Source organism: Flavobacterium sp. WC2421 (assembly GCF_040822115.1).
GTDB lineage: Bacteria > Bacteroidota > Bacteroidia > Flavobacteriales > Flavobacteriaceae > Flavobacterium.
The window spans coordinates 3,405,800-3,425,664 of the sequence record NZ_CP162004.1; the positions used below are offsets into that span (position 1 = coordinate 3,405,800).

At 32.7% G+C, this 19,865-nt stretch carries 16 protein-coding genes and 1 other RNA gene; 9 read left to right on the forward strand and 8 right to left on the reverse strand.

Annotated features, from left to right (window positions below):
- Positions 1–30: 30 nt before the first annotated feature.
- Positions 31–2,511 (forward strand): TonB-dependent receptor, encoded by a 2,481-nt coding sequence (locus tag AB3G33_RS14520; protein WP_367770848.1) that lies wholly within the window; start codon positions 31–33, stop codon positions 2,509–2,511.
- 168 nt (positions 2,512–2,679) lie between these two features.
- On the opposite strand, the gene AB3G33_RS14525 is transcribed toward AB3G33_RS14520, so the two are convergent.
- A complete protein-coding gene (locus AB3G33_RS14525; protein ID WP_367754008.1) occupies positions 2,680–2,847 on the reverse strand; it encodes a hypothetical protein in 168 nt (55 codons plus the stop codon).
- A 253-nt stretch (positions 2,848–3,100) separates the two neighbouring features.
- Here AB3G33_RS14525 and fumC point away from each other — a divergent pair, with 253 nt between their 5' ends.
- Positions 3,101–4,498: a class II fumarate hydratase gene (gene fumC / locus AB3G33_RS14530; protein ID WP_367770851.1), complete on the forward strand. Its 1,398-nt coding sequence runs from the start codon at positions 3,101–3,103 to the stop codon at positions 4,496–4,498.
- 101 nt (positions 4,499–4,599) lie between these two features.
- Here fumC and AB3G33_RS14535 read toward each other — a convergent pair whose 3' ends face one another.
- Positions 4,600–5,802 carry an NAD(P)-dependent oxidoreductase gene (locus AB3G33_RS14535; protein ID WP_367770854.1) on the reverse strand — a complete coding sequence of 401 codons (1,203 nt, stop codon included), beginning with the start codon at positions 5,800–5,802 and terminating at the stop codon, positions 4,600–4,602.
- A gap of 239 nt (positions 5,803–6,041) precedes the next feature.
- Between AB3G33_RS14535 and AB3G33_RS14540 the strand changes: the two genes are divergently transcribed.
- Together AB3G33_RS14540 and ssrA are read left to right on the forward strand one after the other, a co-directional pair.
- On the forward strand, positions 6,042–7,238 hold the full coding sequence (locus tag AB3G33_RS14540) for a serine hydrolase domain-containing protein (protein ID WP_367770856.1): 1,197 nt from the start codon (positions 6,042–6,044) through the stop codon (positions 7,236–7,238).
- A gap of 94 nt (positions 7,239–7,332) precedes the next feature.
- Positions 7,333–7,729: a transfer-messenger RNA gene (gene ssrA, locus AB3G33_RS14545) on the forward strand.
- A 40-nt stretch (positions 7,730–7,769) separates the two neighbouring features.
- On the opposite strand, the gene AB3G33_RS14550 is transcribed toward ssrA, so the two are convergent.
- Positions 7,770–8,240, reverse strand: coding sequence for an OsmC family protein (locus AB3G33_RS14550; protein WP_367770859.1), 471 nt, complete (start codon positions 8,238–8,240; stop codon positions 7,770–7,772).
- A 123-nt stretch (positions 8,241–8,363) separates the two neighbouring features.
- Between AB3G33_RS14550 and AB3G33_RS14555 the strand changes: the two genes are divergently transcribed.
- Positions 8,364–9,227: a DMT family transporter gene (locus AB3G33_RS14555; protein WP_367770862.1), complete on the forward strand. Its 864-nt coding sequence runs from the start codon at positions 8,364–8,366 to the stop codon at positions 9,225–9,227.
- 375 nt (positions 9,228–9,602) lie between these two features.
- Positions 9,603–10,508, forward strand: coding sequence for a DUF6268 family outer membrane beta-barrel protein (locus AB3G33_RS14560; RefSeq protein ID WP_367770865.1), 906 nt, complete (start codon positions 9,603–9,605; stop codon positions 10,506–10,508).
- Between the two features lie 69 nt (positions 10,509–10,577).
- On the opposite strand, the gene AB3G33_RS14565 is transcribed toward AB3G33_RS14560, so the two are convergent.
- The 4 genes from AB3G33_RS14565 to AB3G33_RS14580 all read right to left on the reverse strand — a co-directional run bounded on the left by AB3G33_RS14565 (position 10,578) and on the right by AB3G33_RS14580 (position 15,575).
- Positions 10,578–11,249 carry a hypothetical protein gene (locus AB3G33_RS14565; RefSeq protein ID WP_367770868.1) on the reverse strand — a complete coding sequence of 224 codons (672 nt, stop codon included), beginning with the start codon at positions 11,247–11,249 and terminating at the stop codon, positions 10,578–10,580.
- 337 nt (positions 11,250–11,586) lie between these two features.
- Positions 11,587–13,464, reverse strand: a complete 1,878-nt coding sequence (locus AB3G33_RS14570; protein WP_367770871.1) for a M1 family metallopeptidase — start codon at positions 13,462–13,464, stop codon at positions 11,587–11,589.
- Positions 13,465–13,629: 165 nt separating this feature from the next.
- Positions 13,630–15,210 (reverse strand): NADP-dependent glyceraldehyde-3-phosphate dehydrogenase, encoded by a 1,581-nt coding sequence (locus AB3G33_RS14575; protein WP_367770874.1) that lies wholly within the window; start codon positions 15,208–15,210, stop codon positions 13,630–13,632.
- Positions 15,211–15,263: 53 nt separating this feature from the next.
- Positions 15,264–15,575: a rhodanese-like domain-containing protein gene (locus AB3G33_RS14580; protein WP_367754028.1), complete on the reverse strand. Its 312-nt coding sequence runs from the start codon at positions 15,573–15,575 to the stop codon at positions 15,264–15,266.
- Between the two features lie 296 nt (positions 15,576–15,871).
- Between AB3G33_RS14580 and AB3G33_RS14585 the strand changes: the two genes are divergently transcribed.
- From AB3G33_RS14585 to AB3G33_RS14595, 3 genes are all read left to right on the forward strand, one after another.
- The gene (locus tag AB3G33_RS14585; RefSeq protein ID WP_367754030.1) at positions 15,872–16,498 is read left to right on the forward strand and encodes a Crp/Fnr family transcriptional regulator; all 627 of its coding nucleotides are present in this window, start codon (positions 15,872–15,874) and stop codon (positions 16,496–16,498) included.
- 74 nt (positions 16,499–16,572) lie between these two features.
- Positions 16,573–17,361 (forward strand): sulfite exporter TauE/SafE family protein, encoded by a 789-nt coding sequence (locus AB3G33_RS14590; RefSeq protein WP_367770875.1) that lies wholly within the window; start codon positions 16,573–16,575, stop codon positions 17,359–17,361.
- A 75-nt stretch (positions 17,362–17,436) separates the two neighbouring features.
- On the forward strand, positions 17,437–18,711 hold the full coding sequence (locus AB3G33_RS14595) for an FAD/NAD(P)-binding oxidoreductase (protein ID WP_367770878.1): 1,275 nt from the start codon (positions 17,437–17,439) through the stop codon (positions 18,709–18,711).
- Between the two features lie 74 nt (positions 18,712–18,785).
- On the opposite strand, the gene cydB is transcribed toward AB3G33_RS14595, so the two are convergent.
- Positions 18,786–19,862, reverse strand: coding sequence for a cytochrome d ubiquinol oxidase subunit II (gene cydB, locus AB3G33_RS14600; RefSeq protein WP_367770881.1), 1,077 nt, complete (start codon positions 19,860–19,862; stop codon positions 18,786–18,788).
- Positions 19,863–19,865: the final 3 nt, after the last annotated feature.

Sequence of the window (19,865 nt, forward strand, 5' to 3'; positions counted from 1 at the left end):
TCAAATTGCGATAATCTAAACTAAAAACTAATGCGTTATCAATTAAAATATTATTTGACCCTCACCTTGTTCTTCACATTTCTACTGAATTTTGCACAACAAAGACCAGCTGGTCCAGCTGGAGCCGAAATGCCTAAAATAAAAATCACAGGAACTGTTATTGAGAAAATAAGTAAGCAACCGCTAGAGTATGCAACTGTTACTTTTATTAACTCAAAGAATGCAAAAGTGATTGCTGGAGGAATTACAAACACAAAGGGAGAATTTAATATCGATGTATTCCCAGGAATGTACACGATTAAAATTGAGTTTATTTCTTTTAAATCCATCGAATTAAAACAAACTTTAAAAGAAAACACTAGTTTAGGAACTATTTCTTTAGTTGAAGACGCCGCACAATTAAACGAAGTAGTTGTTCGTGCTGAGAAATCTACTGTCGAAATTAAGCTGGATAAAAAAGTATATAATGTAGGTCAGGATATGCTTGTAAAAGGAGGGACAGTAAGTGATGTATTAGAAAATGTACCTTCCGTTTCTGTAGATGTTGAAGGAAACGTTAGTTTAAGAGGTAGTGATAATGTTAGAATTTTCATCGATGGACGTCCTTCAAATGCTCTAAATATGGCTGAGGCTTTGCGCCAAATTCCAGCAGACGCAATTGATAAAGTGGAAGTAATTACAAATCCATCGGCACGTTATGATGCTGAAGGTGGTGCTGGTATCTTGAATATCATCCTTAAAAAGGGAAAAAATCAAGGTTTAAACGGAACCTTTATTGCCTCTACAGGAATTCCAGAAACCTATGGTTTAAGCGGAAACTTAAATTATAAAACAGAGAAAATGAATTACTTCACAACTACTGGTTATAATTATAGAACTAATGAAGGTGGTGGAAAAACAAACTCTCAATATTTCAATTCGGATGGTTCTACTAATAAATTCATTGATGAATCTCGCGATACACAAAGAATCAGAAAAGGAATTACAACCAAAACTGGTGTAGAATGGTCGATTACTCCAAATACGTTTTGGACAAACTCTATTAGCTATCAAAATAATACGGGAAGTACAGAAGACTTAGTGAACTATAATAATTTTGATGCCAATAAAATTTTTACTTCAAAAAGTTCTCGTTTAAATAGTGGAAACACAACTGGAAAAGACTTTGAATATTCTTCGAATTTTATTAAAAATTTCAATGATAAAGGGCATAAACTAACAGCTGACGCATCTTATTCTAGAGAAAATGATATCGATGATTCCGCAATCAATGGTATTAACGAAACATTCCCTGATCAAAACACGTATAGTACTACTTATAATGATGCAATACAAAAACAATATCAAATTCAAGCGGACTACGTTTTACCAATAGGAGAAGGAAGCCAATTTGAAGCTGGATACAAAGGAAACTTTAACAATCTAAACAAAGCCTTCGATATTTTCTCTGATGATGGTAGTGACCTTGGAAATCTTTTGTCAAATACATTAGAGTATAAAGAAAAAATTAATGCGCTGTACACACAATACGGTTTCAAGGTAAACAAGTTCTCTTACTTATTTGGTTTACGTTGGGAAGACACCAATATTGATGTTAACTTACTTGATACCCAAGAATTCAACAATAAAAAATACAATAAATTTTTCCCTAGTGCATTTGTCAATTATGAAGTTTCAGATCAAAGTAGCTTATCTTTAAGCTATAGCAAACGTTTATCTAGACCAAGAGGTAGATTCTTAGACCCTACTCCTAACATTTCAAGTAATATTAATATTTTTAAAGGAAACCCAGATTTAAATCCTTCATTAACGGATAAATTTGATTTAGGCTACATCAACCGTTGGGATAAAGTAACCTTAAATACTTCCATGTATTTTGAAAACACCACTGATGTATTTTCATTTGTACGATATGAAAGTGGAGAGTTTGTAAATGGTACTCCAGTGATTCTGAGCACTCCAATTAACATTGGAAAAGAGCAAAAAATTGGTTTTGAATTTACTTTAAACTACAACCCAATTAAAGCTTGGAAAATCAACAGTAGCTTCAACTTATTTAATACTAAAACAACAGGAGATTTTCAATATACAAATTCACAAAATGTAGTAGTAACTCAAAACCTAGATAACCAAGCAACCTCTTGGTTTACCAGAGTGAACTCTCGTTTAACATTACCCTACAAAATTGATTGGCAATTAAGCGGAATGTACTTTGGACCTAGTAAAACAGCTCAAGGTAAAAACCTAGGTCAATACGGTATCAACACCTCATTTAGTAAAGATATACTAAAAGACAAAGGAACGATTGCCTTCAATGTTAGTGATATTTTCAATACCCGAAAAATGAGATCCGAGACTAACTTACCTAGTGTAAGCAATTACAGTGAATTTCAATGGAGAAAAAGACAATTCAATTTATCATTCACTTACCGAATCAATAAAAAGAAATCGGATAGAGATAAAAATGCTCCGAAAAATGGTGAAGAAGAAGGCGGTGGATTTCCAGGATAAAAGCAAGATTAAGGACTCATGAAAATGGGTCCTTTTTTTTTTTATTATAACAATACAACATTGTCCCTATTTATAAAATAATCCATAAAGCTACAATCTAAAAACACAATTTTAGGCATAAAAAAAAGGACTCGCAAAAACGGGTCCTTTTTTTATGTGTCAATCAAACTAAACTGATTGCTCTTTCTTTGCTTTTCTTTTCTCTTTATATGCTTCCCAAGTTGCTCCACCTACCCAATAGGATACGAAACCAACTAAAAAAAACATTAACCAAAATCCTAATGTAAGGATTGATAAAAAAAGTAAAAAGCCTAAATACTGTGAAAATTCAAACATGTTTTCCGGAATTTTTGAATGTAAGTACAAATGTATGTTTATTATTTTTTCTTAGCAATAAAAAAACAAATCAATTTTCATAAATTAGTATTTATACGTATTTTTGAGCTCAATTTTAGGAGCTATTCCCGCTATTCGTTACAATCTTACATGCCAAACAATGGCATATAAGGATTTTCACTACTATCGGGGCTAGAAAACAGAATGCAGTGCAACTAAATCAATTTTCAACATAACACAAATAAATAATAAAATGAAATTCAGAATAGAAAAAGACACCATGGGTGAAGTGCAAGTTCCAGCTGATAAATATTGGGGTGCACAAACAGAACGTTCTAGAAACAATTTTAAAATAGGACCATCTGCTTCCATGCCAAAAGAAATAGTAGAAGGTTTTGCCTACCTAAAGAAAGCAGCAGCTTATGCTAACTGCGACCTAGGAGTCCTTCCTGCTGAAAAAAGAGATGCGATTGCAGCTGTTTGTGATGAAATTCTTGCTGGGAAATTAGATGATCAATTTCCATTAGTAATTTGGCAAACAGGTTCTGGTACACAAAGTAACATGAACGTTAATGAAGTTGTAGCTAATCGTGCTCAAGTTTTAAAGGGATTTGCAATTGGTGAAGGAGAGCAGTTTATTAAAGCAAATGATGATGTAAACAAATCACAATCATCTAATGATACTTTCCCTACAGGAATGCATATTGCAGCTTACAAAGCGGTTGTAGAAGTTACAATTCCTGGAGTTGAAAAATTAAGAGACACATTACATGCTAAAGCAACTGAATTCAAAAATGTGGTAAAAATAGGTCGTACACACCTTATGGATGCCACTCCACTTACAGTAGGTCAAGAACTTTCAGGATATGTAGCACAATTAAACTATGGTTTAAAAGCAGTTAAAAATACTTTAGCACATTTATCTGAAGTTGCTTTAGGAGGAACTGCTGTAGGAACTGGACTAAACACACCTGCAGGATACGATGTAAAAGTAGCCGAATATATTGCTGAATTTACAGGTCATCCATTCGTAACTGCCGAAAATAAATTTGAAGCTCTAGCAGCTCATGACGCTATTGTTGAATCACATGGTGCTTTAAAACAACTGGCTGTTTCATTAAATAAAATTGCTAATGATATTCGTATGTTAGCTTCTGGACCTCGTTCGGGAATTGGTGAGTTAATCATCCCAGAAAACGAACCTGGTTCTTCCATCATGCCAGGAAAAGTAAACCCAACACAATGTGAAGCGTTAACAATGGTATGTGCTCAGGTAATGGGTAATGATGTGGCAATCACTGTTGGTGGAATGCAAGGTCATTATGAATTAAATGTATTCAAACCAGTAATGGCGGCAAACTTCTTGCAATCAGCACGTTTATTAGGAGATGCATGTACCTCATTTGACGAACACTGTGCTCAAGGTATTGAACCTAACTACAAACGTATTAAAGAATTAGTTGACAATTCATTAATGCTTGTTACGGCTTTGAATACAAAAATTGGATATTACAAAGCAGCTGAAATTGCTCAAACAGCTCATAAAAACGGAACTACTTTAAAAGAAGAGTCAGTACGTTTAGGGTATGTTACTGCCGAAGATTTTGATGCATGGGTAAAACCAGAAGATATGGTAGGAAGCTTAAAATAATTATAAATTTTGATTTATAAATCAAAAACCCTGAAATGATAAAACATTTCAGGGTTTTTGTTTATTAACATATATGCAATAAGGACAACATTCAATACTAACTACTTCCCATCAACATAATCTTGTAAATAACTAAATCTTGGAGTCAGTTTTCCTTTTTCGGTCATTTTGGCTCTTTCAAGAATACCCTCTTTATCGCTATCAAAAAAGGCAGGAATAACATGTTCCATAAACATAGTTCCAAAACCTTCACTGGCATCTTTTGGCAATTCGCAAGGCAAATTATCAACGGCCATAACTACAATAGCAGCAGGGTGAAAAACATCCACTTCTTTATGCTCCGATGGTAAATAACCATATAAAGGCTCTGCTATAGTTGAAGCTCTAAGAGTAGATGCTATAGGTCCATTGATATCACAGGAAACATCACCAATTACTTTTATCTTACAGTCCTTTGCTTGAAGCATTTCTTTTGTCAGAATATCTGGTGCATCATTCCCATGAAAATGACCAGTAATTAAAATTTCAGATACTTTAGTGAATCGCTCAAAATCTCCTATATATTCTTTAGGATTATCGTAAAAATCTTTACAATTTAGTACTTGTCCGTCAATACGTTTATTATAATCTAATACATCAATCTGAGTATAAACAGCTTGTGCATACTTTTTAGATAAGAAATTTTCAACCGAAACCTCCGTGATTTTTATAGCATCCAGCACTTCTTTTATTCCCCCTCCTACTTTACCGCTTCCGGTAACAACAAATTTAATGGGTGGGAAAATAATCCGTTTCAATTGTCTAATTAACTCCTCTTTACCTGAAAGTGTCTCCGCTTTTGGTAATTTAAATAATTCAAATTTGATTCCAAAAGCACGAATCGTATTATAAGCACCAACTATTCCAGCATATCTACCAAAACCAATCAATCTGCGATTTTCGGCATCTACTATTGTTTCATGATCATATAAATCAATACTTTTTTCTAGAACTGTTTGTAATAATTTTTTATTGTAAGGCTGCTTCTTTATCGTATGTGAAAAAAAGAAATAGGATTTATTAGGGATTAGATTTTCAACAGGAACTTCTTTAACTCCAAATAATACATCACAATCGCTTATATCATCAGTAACTTCAATTCCTAATTTTTTATATTCTTCATCAGAAAAAATTCTAATATCTGAACTTTCTACTTTTACAATTGCATCTGGATAAAGTTGCTTTAATTGAACTAACTCACTAGGAGAAAAAACGACTCTTCGATCAGGTGGGCTTTTTCTTTCTTTTAAAATTCCGAATTTCATATCTTAGTTTTACATGTATTATTATAACTTTAATCGATGTTATTGTTACAAATATAACAATTTAAACAACATTAAGTTGGGTTTTATAAAAAAAATTAAATCCTAAAAAATTTTAAAAGCTGAGGTCCAAAACAATAGAAAAACAGTTCTAAAAACTTTAATAAAATACTGTTAACGTTTGCTAAAAAAAGGGACTAAAGGGATTGATTCCATATATTTGCCTTTCTAGCACCACAGTAATGATTTTTATAAAAAAAGCAAATATACTACAAATACTCATGCTCTTATTGGTTTTGAGTGGCTGTAAAGAAAAGAATAAATCGGAATCAAATTCAACAGCAAACACAAAAGAGAAAGCAAGTCTTGTAATCAATTCTGGGCCAAAACTTAGTGAAAAGTATTACGAGTCTAAAAAGAATTCTATCCTTCATTTTTACAACAAAAACTGGCCTCATAATAGTTTAAATGGGGGTTTTCTTGTGGCGAAAAATGGTCAAATTATATTTGAACGATATGAAGGTATTTCAAATCACAAAACCAAGTCAGAAATGACTAGCACAACGCCCTTGCATATCGCTTCTGTTAGTAAAGTAATAACAGCAACAGCAGTATTAAAATTAGTAAGTGCTGGAAAAATAACATTAGACCAAAAAGTAACTACAATCCTAAAAGAGTTTCCTTATCCAGATGTTACTATAAAAACGCTATTAAACCATAGAACTGGGATGCGTAATTACGCCTATTTTACAGAAAAAAAAGGAATTTGGGACCGACATAAAATTCTAAGCAATCAAGATATCTTGACTATCATGGCAACAAAAGGGATTGATTTAGAATTTAAAACCAATACTCGTTTTAGCTATTGCAATACTAATTATGCCATGTTGGCATTAGTAATTGAAAAAATAACAGGTAAGCCTTACAAAGATGCCATGCAAGAAATTGTTTTCAAACCATTAGGGATGAAAGACACTTATGTTTTTGATTATGAAAAAGACAAATTGACGGCTACACCTTCTTACAGAGGGAATTTTTCATTGATTAATATGGATTATTTAGATGCGATATATGGTGATAAAAACATCTACTCTACTCCTAGAGATTTATTAAAATTTGATGATGGTCGTAATTCTGCCAGTTTTTTAGATCCAAAATTACTAAAACAAGCCTTTATAGGATATAGTAACGAACATAAAGGAACAAAAAATTATGGCTTAGGTATGCGAATGATCAATTGGCCTACAGGACAAAATTTCTATTTTCATAATGGCTGGTGGCATGGTAATACTTCTGCTTATATTACTTTACCAGAAGAAAAGGTTACAATTATTGCTTTGTCAAATAAATTCAATCGAAGTACCTATAAGGTTCGGAATTTAGCTGCACTTTTTGGAGATTATCCATTCAAACTGGATGATGATGGAAAAGAGGAATGATATTTGTAGAATAAAAAGAGTGTTTAAAATGTAATTTCAACTAGAAAAGAATACATTTGCAAACTCAAAATTATCAGCGATGGTAAAATAAAAAGGGGTCGACTGGTTTTGACAGCAAGTCGAATTGACAAGTAAGCACGTCGAGAACTGGGACAATTCTCGTTAATAAAAGGTTTCAAAACACTTACACGGCGAAGGAAACTACGCTCTTGCTGCATAATCTGAATCATAGTAAGATTAGCCTAGTTCCTATAAGATAGGAAAGCAGGATTTACCTCGAAAGCTTTGGTTTATAGCGGTCGATCAAGGTGAATCGTAAATTTAAACCTAGATTTCCATAAGCTTCGGGTGGATTTCGAACTAAAGAAGATAAGTTATGTGCGGCTGTTTCTGGCCAATCACATAATCGAAAATTCAATCAGGAAATAAGCGTGTAGAAAGCTTCTTAGTTGCTTGTTTGGACCCGAGTTCGATTCTCGGCGACTCCACAAAAAACCTTGTAAATCAATTATTTACAAGGTTTTTTTTTATTTATTCTATTTCACAACTAGGAAAATGGACAATAGGAAAGTTACAAGAGTTCGCAATGAAACATAATTCGTTGGCTTTTTTATGTAAAGTTAATGCTTCCGCAATCTTTTCTGGTTGCCTAATAGCAACTTTAGGATAAAGACGAACTTCAATAAAACGACCACTACCATCTTCAGTAACTTCAAGTGTTGCCTCAGCAGCATCTGTATAGGAAATAACTTCTATTCCTTCTTTCCCACAAACGTACAAATACGACATCATATGGCACGAAATTATACTACTTAATAACAAGTCTTCGGGATTATACAAAGTTGGATCTCCTTTAAAAGCTTTGGCAGCTGAAACACTTAAAATAGGCTTACCTTCAATTGCGATAGTATGACTTTTACTGTACGTCTTGACTATCGAAATTTCCCGATTTAAAATCGAAGACCATGTTACTTTTGCTTTAAATAAATGTTTAAATCCCATTCTTTTTTTTATTTCAAAAGTAATTAAAACTGTCTAACAGTTTAACCACATTTAGTATACAATTACAAAATCATTTGATGCATAAATTTTGTAGTTTTACGAACCTAAATCTACAATCAAAAAGTGAAAAATAAATTACTCAATATTCCTCCAATTCCAGCTGTTCTTTTCGCTATAATAAGTGTTCAGTCTGGTGCTGCTATAGCAAAAACTCTTTTCCCTTCTATCGGTGCCGCAGGCACTGCTTCGCTAAGAATTGGTATATCAGCAATCATTCTTTTTGCTGTTTACAGACCCAATTTATTCAAAATCACTCCCAATCAATGGAAAATTGTAATTCCATATGGTTTGTCATTGGGTGCCATGAATTTAATCTTTTATCTCGCTATTGAGAGAATCCCAATTGGACTTGCAGTAACACTAGAGTTTATTGGCCCTTTAGTAGTAGCAGTAATGGGTTCAAAGCGATTATTAGATTATTTATGGGTTCTACTTGCTGCCGCAGGAATTGTTTTAATAGCACCTTGGTCTGATAATGGAATTGATCTTTTAGGTGTACTCTTTGCGCTATTGGCTGGTGCGCTTTGGGCAGCTTACATCGTTTTGGGTGGAAAAATTTCGAAAATAATGAAAGGTGGAGAAGCTGTAGCCACAGGAATGCTATTTGCTTCGATATTAATAGTTCCTTTTGGAATTTTAGGAAACGGCTTAAATAATCTCACTCCTACTTTCCTTTATTTAGGGATAGCATTAGCTCTTTTGTCAAGTGCAATTCCTTTTACATTGGAGATGAAAGCTCTTGGTCAACTTCCTGCCAGAACATTTAGTATATTAATGAGTCTAGAACCTGCAGCAGCCTCTATTTGTGCACTTGTATTTTTACAAGAGCACCTCACTTTTAATGAAGTTTTAGCCGTAATTTTTGTCGTAATAGCTTCCGTTGGATCAACAATTACTTCAAAAAAAACAACTCCTAAAATTGATTGAAATTATAAATAGTTCCATTATATGGATCTCAAGTTTATATCAAGTTAAGTGATAAAATTTATTGATCAAGTAACGCAACAGTAAAAATAATAAACTTGCCACAACCGCAAATGCCAGGATAAAACTAAACAGATTTATAACAATATTAGGGATAAACTTCAGTTTGGGATGGGTGTAATATGGCTCACGATGTAATCTTTCGTGGATGCTTTTATTTACTATTTTAATTTTCTTTTTGATACTGTTACCTTTTGAGTTATTACTATAATAAATTCTAACGTTTCAAAGCTATTCCTATTTTACTCTAAATTACTCAATTAATTTAAAATAAAGGAGTTAAAAAATAAAAATAAAAAAAAATACTATATTTAGAGAATGAAAATAAAATTACTAACCCTGTTATTTTTAATACTTCCTCTCTTAAGTAATTCTCAAGAATATGTCGATTTGATAAATGTCAATTATGGAGAATCTGGAAACACTTCTTTTGAAAATAGTTCCGAAAACACAACTATTTCAACCTTTAGAGCAAGTACATTATTTCCTTTAGTTCTAAACGATAAATATGCAGTTATTACAGGAGCCGACTTTAATAAACAATCCTTACAATTATTTCCCAATACAGAATATAATCATTTATATACTACCCGATTAAAATTAGGAATGAAAGTAAAATATTCTGAACATTGGAGTACTACTTATGTATTTCTTCCAAAATTAGCCTCAGATTATACTAACATAGATAAAAATGATTTTTATCTTGGAGGTGCAGTGGTATTTAAATATAAGAAAAGTAATACTCTTAATTATCGTTTTGGTTTATATAGTAGTACCGAAGCATTTGGATTGTATTTTTCCCCTTTAATTGGAATCTATTATAAAAGTCCTAATTCCCTTTTTGAATTAAACGTATCTTTCCCTGGTGATTTTGATGTGAATTATAGCATTGCTAAAAACACAAAAATAGGAATTGATTATTTTGGTAATTCTGAAAGTTTTAGACTTTCGAAAGAGAAACTAAATCCAAATTATGTACAAAACAACTCTTTAGAATTTTCGTCATATATTCAAAACAACTCCATAAATAAAAATTTATTATTACGCTTTAAACTAGGGTTTTCAAATAACAATTATGAAGTTTATCCTGTAAATCAAAAAATTGATTTAGGAATTTCATCTTTACGATTTGGAGACGACAGAACTCAAATGAACTCTAATTTATCAAATAGTCTTTTTTTTAAGGTTGAAGCCATATACCGTTTTTATATTGTTCCTAATTAATTTAAAAAACATAAAAAAAACCGTCTCATTTCAATAAAAAAGACGGTTTGTTATAGATATAATAATTAATTACTCTACTAATTTATAATAAAACATTTCAGGTGCTCCCACTACTCCAGCGTCCATCATTACTTTTTTCTTAGCCTCAGAAGTTATAGCCGCTTTAGCTTTTTTCATATCAGAAATTGCAAAAACTAAAGTTACCATATTAGGATCATCAACACTACGAGCCATTCCTCTATCTATAAGCCCTTCTTCCATTCTTTTTGCTGTCCCTTCTGCATCATACACTTTGAGCCATGCATCAAAATCTTTTACTTTATGAGTGACCATTAGTCGATCTTTGATGTTTATTTTTGAATCATCATTTCGAATTACATTGTAAAAAGAAAAAGTAGGAACACCCATTACACCCGCTTTTTTCATCGCATCCTTAAGACTTGGCAGTGTACTAAATTCCTTTGCTTTTTTTATGTCATTCATTTTATCAATGACAATAACCATATTTTCATTTTCCATTCCTCTTCCTATCACAAAGTGGGTGATTCCATAACTTTGTCTTATTGAATCATGGGCATTATAGGCTAATAACCACTTATCATAATTGACTACTTTGTGCTTTATTACAATTACATCAAAAGGGGTAAATACTGGAGCCTCTGGCATAACAGGTTCCTCCATTTTTTTTGGTTCTTCTACTTTTTCTGTTTTATTGTTCTTACAAGATAAAACTGTAACCATAAAAACTAATATTAAAAGGGGCTTCAAAAATTTTTTAATGTGTTCCATAGTACTATATATTTTAGTTGTTTATTATATAAATATAATGAAAAATACTGATAATCAGACATTTATATTTTCAATAAATTCAAAAAACTGTGTAGTAAAAAACGTACCCAACTAAAATTTTGATAGGTAATTGTCACATATAAAGCGTATAGATTACTATTTTCAAAAAAACTTCTCCATACATTTAAACAAAGAAACCGGTTCGCTTTTTAAAACGAATCGGTTTCTTTGTTTACTCTTATTCCCTTTTTTAAAATATAAGGAACAATTATATTCTAATGAATTTAAATTATTTAGAGGCCCAACTATTATCTGAAGGTGTAGCATCCATAAAAAGTCCCCCATCAATTGTTATTGCCTTTATTTTCTTTGAGCCTTTTAGGTTAATCGTTGTCATTTTTTGATTTGCTTCCCAAATAGCTGGCGTCTCATGTATCGTTTCTTTGGTTCCATCAGTATAACTAATTACTACATCAAACGGAATTGCAAATCCACCTTCATTTTTTATTTCAACTGACTGTTTTGTGGTATTCACATTTGCAATAGCAAGATCAATATAATTATTAGTAAAAAACCAGTTATTAAAAAACCAATTTAGATCTTTACCTGAGTTCGTATTCACTGAGTTGAAATAATCCCATGGAATAGGATGTTTCCCATGCCAATCTTCCATATAAGCATGTAGCACTTTTTTAAATAATTCATCACCTAATAAATCTTTCAAAGCTAGGTAAGAAAGTGATGCTTTACCATAGGAATTATTTCCATAACCAGACCCTGAAAGTTGAGATGACATAGAGATAATAGGTTGATCCTCTTCAGTAGATTTATCGTTAATATAGCGATTGACTCTAAACTGCTTATAAAACTTATCTGCTGCTGCTTTCCCGTGCTCTGAAATACCTATCAAATATTCTAATGTTGTAGCCCAACCTTCATCCATGAAAGCATAACGAGTTTCATTAATTCCCATATAAAAAGGAAAATAAGTATGCGCTATTTCGTGATCTTGTACTAATTGTGCAAAAACAGGATCTCCAGTTTGAGAATCATTGACCATCATTGGATATTCCATATCAGCAAATCCTTGAAAAGCAGTCATTTTTGAAAACGGATAAGGTACCCCAGGCCAGTTATTAGAAAACCATCCCAAAGCATAATTGGTGTTTTTTACTGAGTTTATAAAATCGGTTCCTTTCACATCATAAGCTGCTTGTGTACTCACACGACGTTTGGTCTTATTATCCACAATTACACTTGCTGCATCCCATAGATAGTGATTACTTAAACCAAAACACACATCCGAAATAGCATTGGCTTCAAACTTCCAAGTATTCCAATCATTTTGTAAAGTAACTTTTCCTTCTTTCATTTCCTGTTCGTTTGCAATATGAATAACTGCATCCGAAGTATACGATTCTTTTAAACGGGATGAAAATTTAGGTTGTAACACCTCTTCAGGATTTAATAGATCGCCTGTAGCATAAACAACGTAGTTTTTGGGCGCTTTGATCGAAAAACTGTAGTCATTAAAGTCATTATAAAATTCTTGACCGTCTGTATGTGGTAATCTATCCCAACCATTGTAATCATCATAAACAGATACTCTAGGATAACTATAAGCTACATAAAATGTAGTTTCATCAATTTGACCTTCACGCCCACTTTCTTTAGACAAAGGATAATTCCAATCAATATCTAACGTAGCTTTACTATTTGGTGCTAATCCTTTTTTAAGTTTAACGTTCCCAACTGTACCCCAATTTTTTGCGTTTTCATTGTAGACTTCGCCATCTATTTTAAAAGAAGTGATAGTTAATCCCGCTGATAAAAAGTCAGGACTTACCTCACCTCCTCTAGGAGCAGTAGGCTTATGCAAGTTATTCACAAAACGAATCACTAGGGTTTTCAAAGTATCCTTACTGTTGTTTTCATAAACTATACTTTCTGTACCATGAACCATTTTAGAAGTAGGATCTACACTAATTTCCATAGTATATTTTCCGCGGTTTTGCCAGTAATTATCTCCTGGTTTTCCGATTTTGGAACGAGTTCCCTTAGCATAAGCTTCTTTTATATTTCGCGGAGTGTAGAGCTCCTGAGCTGAACTATTTTGTGCAAAAAATGCAATTGTAAACAGTAGTAATAAAATTGATTTTTCTTTCATAAATAATTTTTTAAAAATAAATACTAATGTACCATTAGTAGCAATACCTTCAAGATTGTAACACAAAATAATTGAAAATAAAAAAGAATTTATTTAGGAGAATTTATACCATAAAAAAACCGCCTAATCATAAAAATTAGGCGGCTATAATGGGCACTGAATGATTTATAAAATATAATCGGTAGTGATAAAATTAGATTGATCACTATTTAATAACGCTTGTAATATTTCGTTGTTATACTCATTGTCTTTTGAAGCAACAAAGGTTCTAATCGAGAAAGAACGTAAAGCATCATGAATACTCAATGTTCCTACAGCCGAGTCTTTTCGTCCTGTAAAAGGGTAAATATCCGGTCCTCTTTGACAAGAACTGTTTAAATTGACACGACACACTAAATTGACTAAAGTATCGATTAGTGGAGCTAGTGTTTTAATGTCTTTCCCAAACAAACTTACTTGTTGTCCATAATTAGACTCTGCCATATCGTTTAATGGTTCTTGAATGTCTTTGAAGGTTAAAATAGGCACTACTGGGCCAAATTGTTCTTCGTGATACACACGCATGTCCTTATTTATTGGAAACAGAACAGCAGGAAAAATATAATTTGGAGCATGTTCTCCCCCTTTTGCGTTAATCACTTTTGCTCCTTTACTAGTTGCATCATCAATTAATTCCTGAATGTATGCTGGCTTTTCTTTTTCTGGTAATGGAGTTAATGAAACCCCTTTTTCCCATGGGTTACCAAATGGAATTGCATCCACTCTAGCTGCAAAACGGGCATTAAATTCATCGGCGATAGCTTCATGAACATATAAAATTTTCAAAGCTGTACAACGTTGTCCATTAAATGACAATGATCCCGCAATGCATTCTTGGATTGCCAAATCTAAATCGGCATCTGGTAAAATGATCGCTGGATTTTTGGCTTCCAAGCCTAAGATTAAACGTAGTCTGTTCTTATTAGGATGTTGATCCTGTAAAGCAATGGCCGATTTACTATTCCCTATCAAAGCCAACACAGCCACTTTTCCCGATTTCATAATTGGAGAAGCCACTTCACGACCTCTACCATAAACAATATTAATTACACCAGCTGGAAAGCTATTTCTAAATGCTTCCAACAAAGGAGAAATTAATAGAACTCCATGTTTTGCAGGTTTAAATACTACTGTATTTCCCATAATTAAAGCAGGGATAAGCAATGAAAAAGTTTCGTTTAAAGGATAATTATAAGGCCCAAGACACAAAACTACTCCAAGTGGTCCACGGCGTACCATGGCATTTACTCCTTGACTTTTAGTAAAACGAGCACTATTCCTATCTAATTGTTTATAGTCTTCTATAGTATCATAAATGTACTCTACAGTTCTATCAAACTCTTTTTGAGAGTCACCTAGCGTTTTTCCTATTTCCCACATCAAATATTTCACAACCGCTTCACGGGTAGTTTCCATTTGAGTTACAAAACGAGTCATACATTTAATTCGATCTGAAACTTTCATTGTAGGCCATAATCCTTGACCGTTATTGTAAGCGGCATCGGCAGCATCAACAGCTTCCAATCCTTCTTTTTCTCCCATAAATGGAATTGACCCTAATATAGTTGGCGCATATTCTTCAGTGGATGAAATAGTTGAAAATACTGGAGAAGTTTGACCTTCCCAATTTTTCAATTCTCCATTTACTAGATATGTATCTTGATTAAGAAGCTCTTTAATCTGAAATTCTTCTGGTATAAAATTCATTTTTTTAGTTTTTATTAGTAATAATTAAAAAAGAGGCCAAAGCCTCTCTAAAATTATGGCGAAACGATATCTCCGTTCCATGCCAATATTCCTCCTGTTAAATTATAGGCATTTTCAATACCTAATTCATTCATAATCTCGCAGGCTTTTGCACTTCTTGCTCCAGAACGACAATAAACATAATAGTTTTTACTTTTATCTAATGCTTCAATGTCATTAATAAAAGCTTGACCTTGATGGATGTCAATATTTATGGCATTTTCTATTATACCATCATTACATTCATCCTCAGTTCTTACGTCTAGTATCACTGCATTTTCATCCCCTTCAAGTTGAGAAATCCAATCTTGTTGTGTTAAATTCATGTTGCTCTTTTTTGTAAAAATACAATGTTTTTTGCTAACTAAAAACTAACAAAATGTGAATTAAATAATAATTCATAGAAAACGTTTTCGCGACTATTTAATAATCAGACATTTACGTAAATTACTATTTATTTTCAAAAAAAGCCTAGTAAATCTATGGGTAAATTGAAAAAACTACAACAGCAAATTTTAAAAAACAAAAAAAACAATCCTCTAAAAGCCTTCTCTATTCATGTTCATTTTTTAATGTACTTTTACAATAGTCAATTCAAGCCGATTCATAAAACAACTACAAAATGCACGATTCTTTAAAAAACACTTTTCCTTCTTTTTCTAATGAATTAATTCAAGAAATTGAGAAGAATGCCATACATCAGTCCTATAAGGCAGGAGACGTCATCATGCGAACAGGACAATATATTAATAATACCATTTTACTGACTAAAGGACAAATTAAGATTTATCGTGAGGGAGAAAATGGCGGGGAATTTTTCATGTATTATTTGCAACCTGGCCAAGCTTGCGCTGTATCTATGATATGTGCCACCAAAAGTCAAACCAGCCAGATCATGGCTAAAGCGATTGAAGATGTTGAACTGATTATGATACCGCTTGCACTAATGGAGAAATGGATGATGGAACACCGTAGCTGGTATGAGTTTGTTATTTTTACCTATCGCACAAGATTTGAAGAAGTATTAGAAGTAGTTGACAGTATTGCTTTTAGAGCGATGGATGAACGTTTAGAGTTTTATTTAAAAAGACATGCTGATGCATGTGGCTGTAAAGATTTAAAATTATCACATCAAGAAATTGGAACTGAACTTAATACTTCAAGAGAAGTTATTTCACGTTTGCTCAAAAAAATGGAGCAAAGAGGATTGGTAAAATTACATCGTAATCATATTGAACTTTTAACCTAAAAAAATCACTCAATGTGATAAATGTTACTGTTCACAATAAAAATACAAACCACCTTTGCAATAAAAATTCATAGATGGAAATAATTGGATATTTAGCTTCAATAATAATTGGCCTTTCTTTAGGATTAATAGGTGGTGGTGGATCTATACTTGCTGTGCCTATTTTAGTATATCTTTTTAAGGTACATCCTGAACAAGCAACTAGTTATTCCTTATTTATTGTAGGTATTACATCAATGTTTGGTTCTTACAGTCATTATAAATTAGGAAATTTAAAAATCAAATCTGCTTTAGTATTTGCAATACCTTCTATTCTTTCATTACTTATTGTTAGGAAAATTATTCTTCCCTTAATTCCTGACACCCTATTTTCAATTGATAATTTTGATGTTACAAAGAATTTATTAATCATGGTGGTGTTTGCTTTTCTTATGATTGCAACATCTATTTCAATGATAAAAAAAGCTAAAAAGTTAAAAGAAGTAGTTGAAATCAACTTTAAAATGCTAGCAATAATTGGATTCTTTGTTGGATTAATTATTGGATTTTTAGGTGCTGGAGGAGGTTTTTTAATTATTCCAGCTTTATTATTCTTTGCTAACCTACCCATGAAACAGGCCGTAGGAACTTCGCTTTTTATCATATTTATCAATTCTCTAATTGGTTTTGGTGGTGATTTATTAGGAGGAGTTGAACTTGAATATAAATTACTTTTTATTATTTCCATAATGGCCATTATTGGGCTTTTTATTGGAACACAATTATCTAAAAAAATTGATGGGGCTAAATTAAAACCTGCTTTTGGATGGTTTGTATTAGTAATGGGAATTTATATAATTACCAAAGAAATTTTATTCAAATAACACTTATGTAACATAAGTCACTGTGTATCAAAATGTATCACTGTAATATTGTTCTAACCATAATACTATTCAATCATGAAAGAACATTTTCAAATACTAATAATCGGCGGTGGTAATGCAGGACTCTCAGTTGCAGCCCAATTAATTCGTAAAAAAAGCGACTCAAATATCGGAATTATAGAACCTTCTGAAAAACATTATTATCAACCTGCTTGGACACTTGTAGGTGCAGGAATATATGATGTTGAAAAAACGGTGCGTCAAGAAAAAGATTATATTCCAAAAAACAGTACCTGGATCATAGATGCTGTAACTGAATTTTTACCAACTGAAAATAAAGTAATTTGTAAAAGCGGTAAAGAAATAAGTTATGATTTTCTAATTGTTAGCCCCGGAATTCAATTGGACTGGAATAAAATAAAAGGCCTAAAAGAAACTTTGGGCAAGAACAGCATAAGCAGTAATTATTCATTTGAATTTGCTCCTAAAACTTGGAAATTTATCGAAAATTTCAAAGGAGGAACTGCGGTATTTACGAATCCTTCAACTCCAATAAAGTGTGGTGGAGCCCCGCATAAAATCATGTATTTAGCCTGCGATTATTGGTATAAGAAAGGTATTTTAGATAAATGTGATGTTCATTATATTTCTGGTGGCGCAAGTATTTTTGGCGTACCTGAGTATGCAAAAACATTAGTAAAAACGCTAAAAAAATATAAAATTCAAACTCATTTTGGAGCCAATGTTACTGCGGTTAATGGAGAAACTAAAACGGTAGAATTTGAAACAAAAGCAACTGATGATACCATCAAGCAAAATCTCTCTACTTTGGACGCTTCTTGTTATTCTATTATACCATTTGATGCAAGTGCCGAAACTAAAAAAATCACACTAAAATTTGATTTTTGTCATGCTGTACCACCACAATCGGCTCCTGATTTTATTAAAAAAAGTCCTCTTGCCGATGCGAAAAATCCGTTGGGATTTGTAGAAGTCGATAAATACACCCTTCAACATTCTCGATTTCCCAATGTTTTTGCCCTAGGTGATTGTACAAATGCGCCTTGTAGTAAAACAGGTGCTGCTATTCGAAAACAAGCGCCGGTGGTTGTTGCCAATGTATTATCACTATTAAACGATACTACATTAGTTGCCAAATATGATGGATATAGTGCTTGCCCAATTCCTACACAATATGGAAAATTGATGCTTGCCGAATTTGATTATGACAATAAACCTAAAATGACTTTCCCATTTGACCAAGCAGTACCACGCTGGACGATGTGGAAACTTAAAACAAAAATATTGCCTTGGCTCTATTGGAATAAAATTCTAAAAGGAACCGCTTAATTCTATTCATAAAGAAAAATGCCCTTGTAATTCATTTTACAAGGGCGTTTTTATATTTAAAACATTCCATTTTATTAATGCTCTCCATAGCCAATATCATCCATTTTACCGCTGAACACTTTATATTGGATAACGAAATAAGCAATCACTAATATCAGGGCTACAACAAACCAATACACTCCCACTGATAATCCGTAATCATCTGCAGCCACATTGTAGATGGTTAATGATGGATTTAAATTATTTGTAGAGGGCAAAACATTTGGAAAAATGGAAGCAGTCGTAGACGTAAATCCGCCTACAAGAAACAGCGATGAAAAAAGAAATCCAAGTCCCTCCTTTTCAAATGATCTTACCTTAAACAAACCAAAAATTCCAATAAAAGTAAGAGTAGGAAATACCCAAAGTACTGGATTGTATATGAAGTTATGAAATGGTTTATGCTCTATATTATGCCAAATAAGTAGTGAAACAATCACCAAAACTAGTAGAACAAAATTAAGCTTGAATACCAGTTGTTTTAACTTTGGATTCAAATCGGAATTGGTTTTGTAAATAATCCAATTGGCTCCATGTATCATCAAAGCAACTACACTTACCACGCCTAGAAACAAAGTAAACCAATCTATAATTCCCAGTTGATCTGCTTTTGGACTAAAAGTAGGATTCCATAATGGCAAAAAGAAAAAATGAGCTTCCTGCGTAGACACACCATTTTCTACCATTCCTAAATTCACCCCACGTACTATATTACCCAATGCTACACCAAAAAATAATGCCAATAACAAACTAGCAATACCAAAGGCTTTATCCCAAACTACCTCCCACATAGGATGATGAATTTGCCCACGCAATTCTAAACCAATTGCTCTAAAAATAAGCAACCATAAAATCATCATCAATGGCAAATAAAAACCACTAAAAGAGGACGCATAAAGCGTAGGAAAAGCAAAAAACAAAACGCCTCCAGCTGCAATTAACCAAACCTCATTTGCATCCCAAAACGGACCAATCGCATTGGTAATGGCTTTTTTGTCTTTTTCTGTTTTTGCAAAAAACAAATGAATAATTCCAGCCCCAAAATCATAACCATCCAAGACAATATACACCGCCAATATTCCCATTAAAACCACATACCAAAAGAATTCCATAGC

Bases quoted from the DNA above. Each gene is read 5' to 3' on its own strand.
- AB3G33_RS14525 (WP_367754008.1), bottom strand. From the start codon at position 2,847: ATGTTTGAATTTTCACAGTATTTAGGCTTTTTACTTTTTTTATCAATC.
- AB3G33_RS14540 (WP_367770856.1), top strand. From the start codon at position 6,042: ATGATTTTTATAAAAAAAGCAAATATACTACAAATACTCATGCTCTTA.
- AB3G33_RS14535 (WP_367770854.1), bottom strand. From the start codon at position 5,802: ATGAAATTCGGAATTTTAAAAGAAAGAAAAAGCCCACCTGATCGAAGA.
- AB3G33_RS14585 (WP_367754030.1), top strand. From the start codon at position 15,872: ATGCACGATTCTTTAAAAAACACTTTTCCTTCTTTTTCTAATGAATTA.
- AB3G33_RS14550 (WP_367770859.1), bottom strand. From the start codon at position 8,240: ATGGGATTTAAACATTTATTTAAAGCAAAAGTAACATGGTCTTCGATT.
- AB3G33_RS14575 (WP_367770874.1), bottom strand. From the start codon at position 15,210: ATGAATTTTATACCAGAAGAATTTCAGATTAAAGAGCTTCTTAATCAA.
- AB3G33_RS14590 (WP_367770875.1), top strand. From the start codon at position 16,573: ATGGAAATAATTGGATATTTAGCTTCAATAATAATTGGCCTTTCTTTA.
- AB3G33_RS14580 (WP_367754028.1), bottom strand. From the start codon at position 15,575: ATGAATTTAACACAACAAGATTGGATTTCTCAACTTGAAGGGGATGAA.
- fumC (WP_367770851.1), top strand. From the start codon at position 3,101: ATGAAATTCAGAATAGAAAAAGACACCATGGGTGAAGTGCAAGTTCCA.
- cydB (WP_367770881.1), bottom strand. From the start codon at position 19,862: ATGGAATTCTTTTGGTATGTGGTTTTAATGGGAATATTGGCGGTGTAT.
- AB3G33_RS14565 (WP_367770868.1), bottom strand. From the start codon at position 11,249: ATGGTTACAGTTTTATCTTGTAAGAACAATAAAACAGAAAAAGTAGAA.
- AB3G33_RS14570 (WP_367770871.1), bottom strand. From the start codon at position 13,464: ATGAAAGAAAAATCAATTTTATTACTACTGTTTACAATTGCATTTTTT.
- AB3G33_RS14595 (WP_367770878.1), top strand. From the start codon at position 17,437: ATGAAAGAACATTTTCAAATACTAATAATCGGCGGTGGTAATGCAGGA.
- AB3G33_RS14520 (WP_367770848.1), top strand. From the start codon at position 31: ATGCGTTATCAATTAAAATATTATTTGACCCTCACCTTGTTCTTCACA.
- AB3G33_RS14560 (WP_367770865.1), top strand. From the start codon at position 9,603: ATGAAAATAAAATTACTAACCCTGTTATTTTTAATACTTCCTCTCTTA.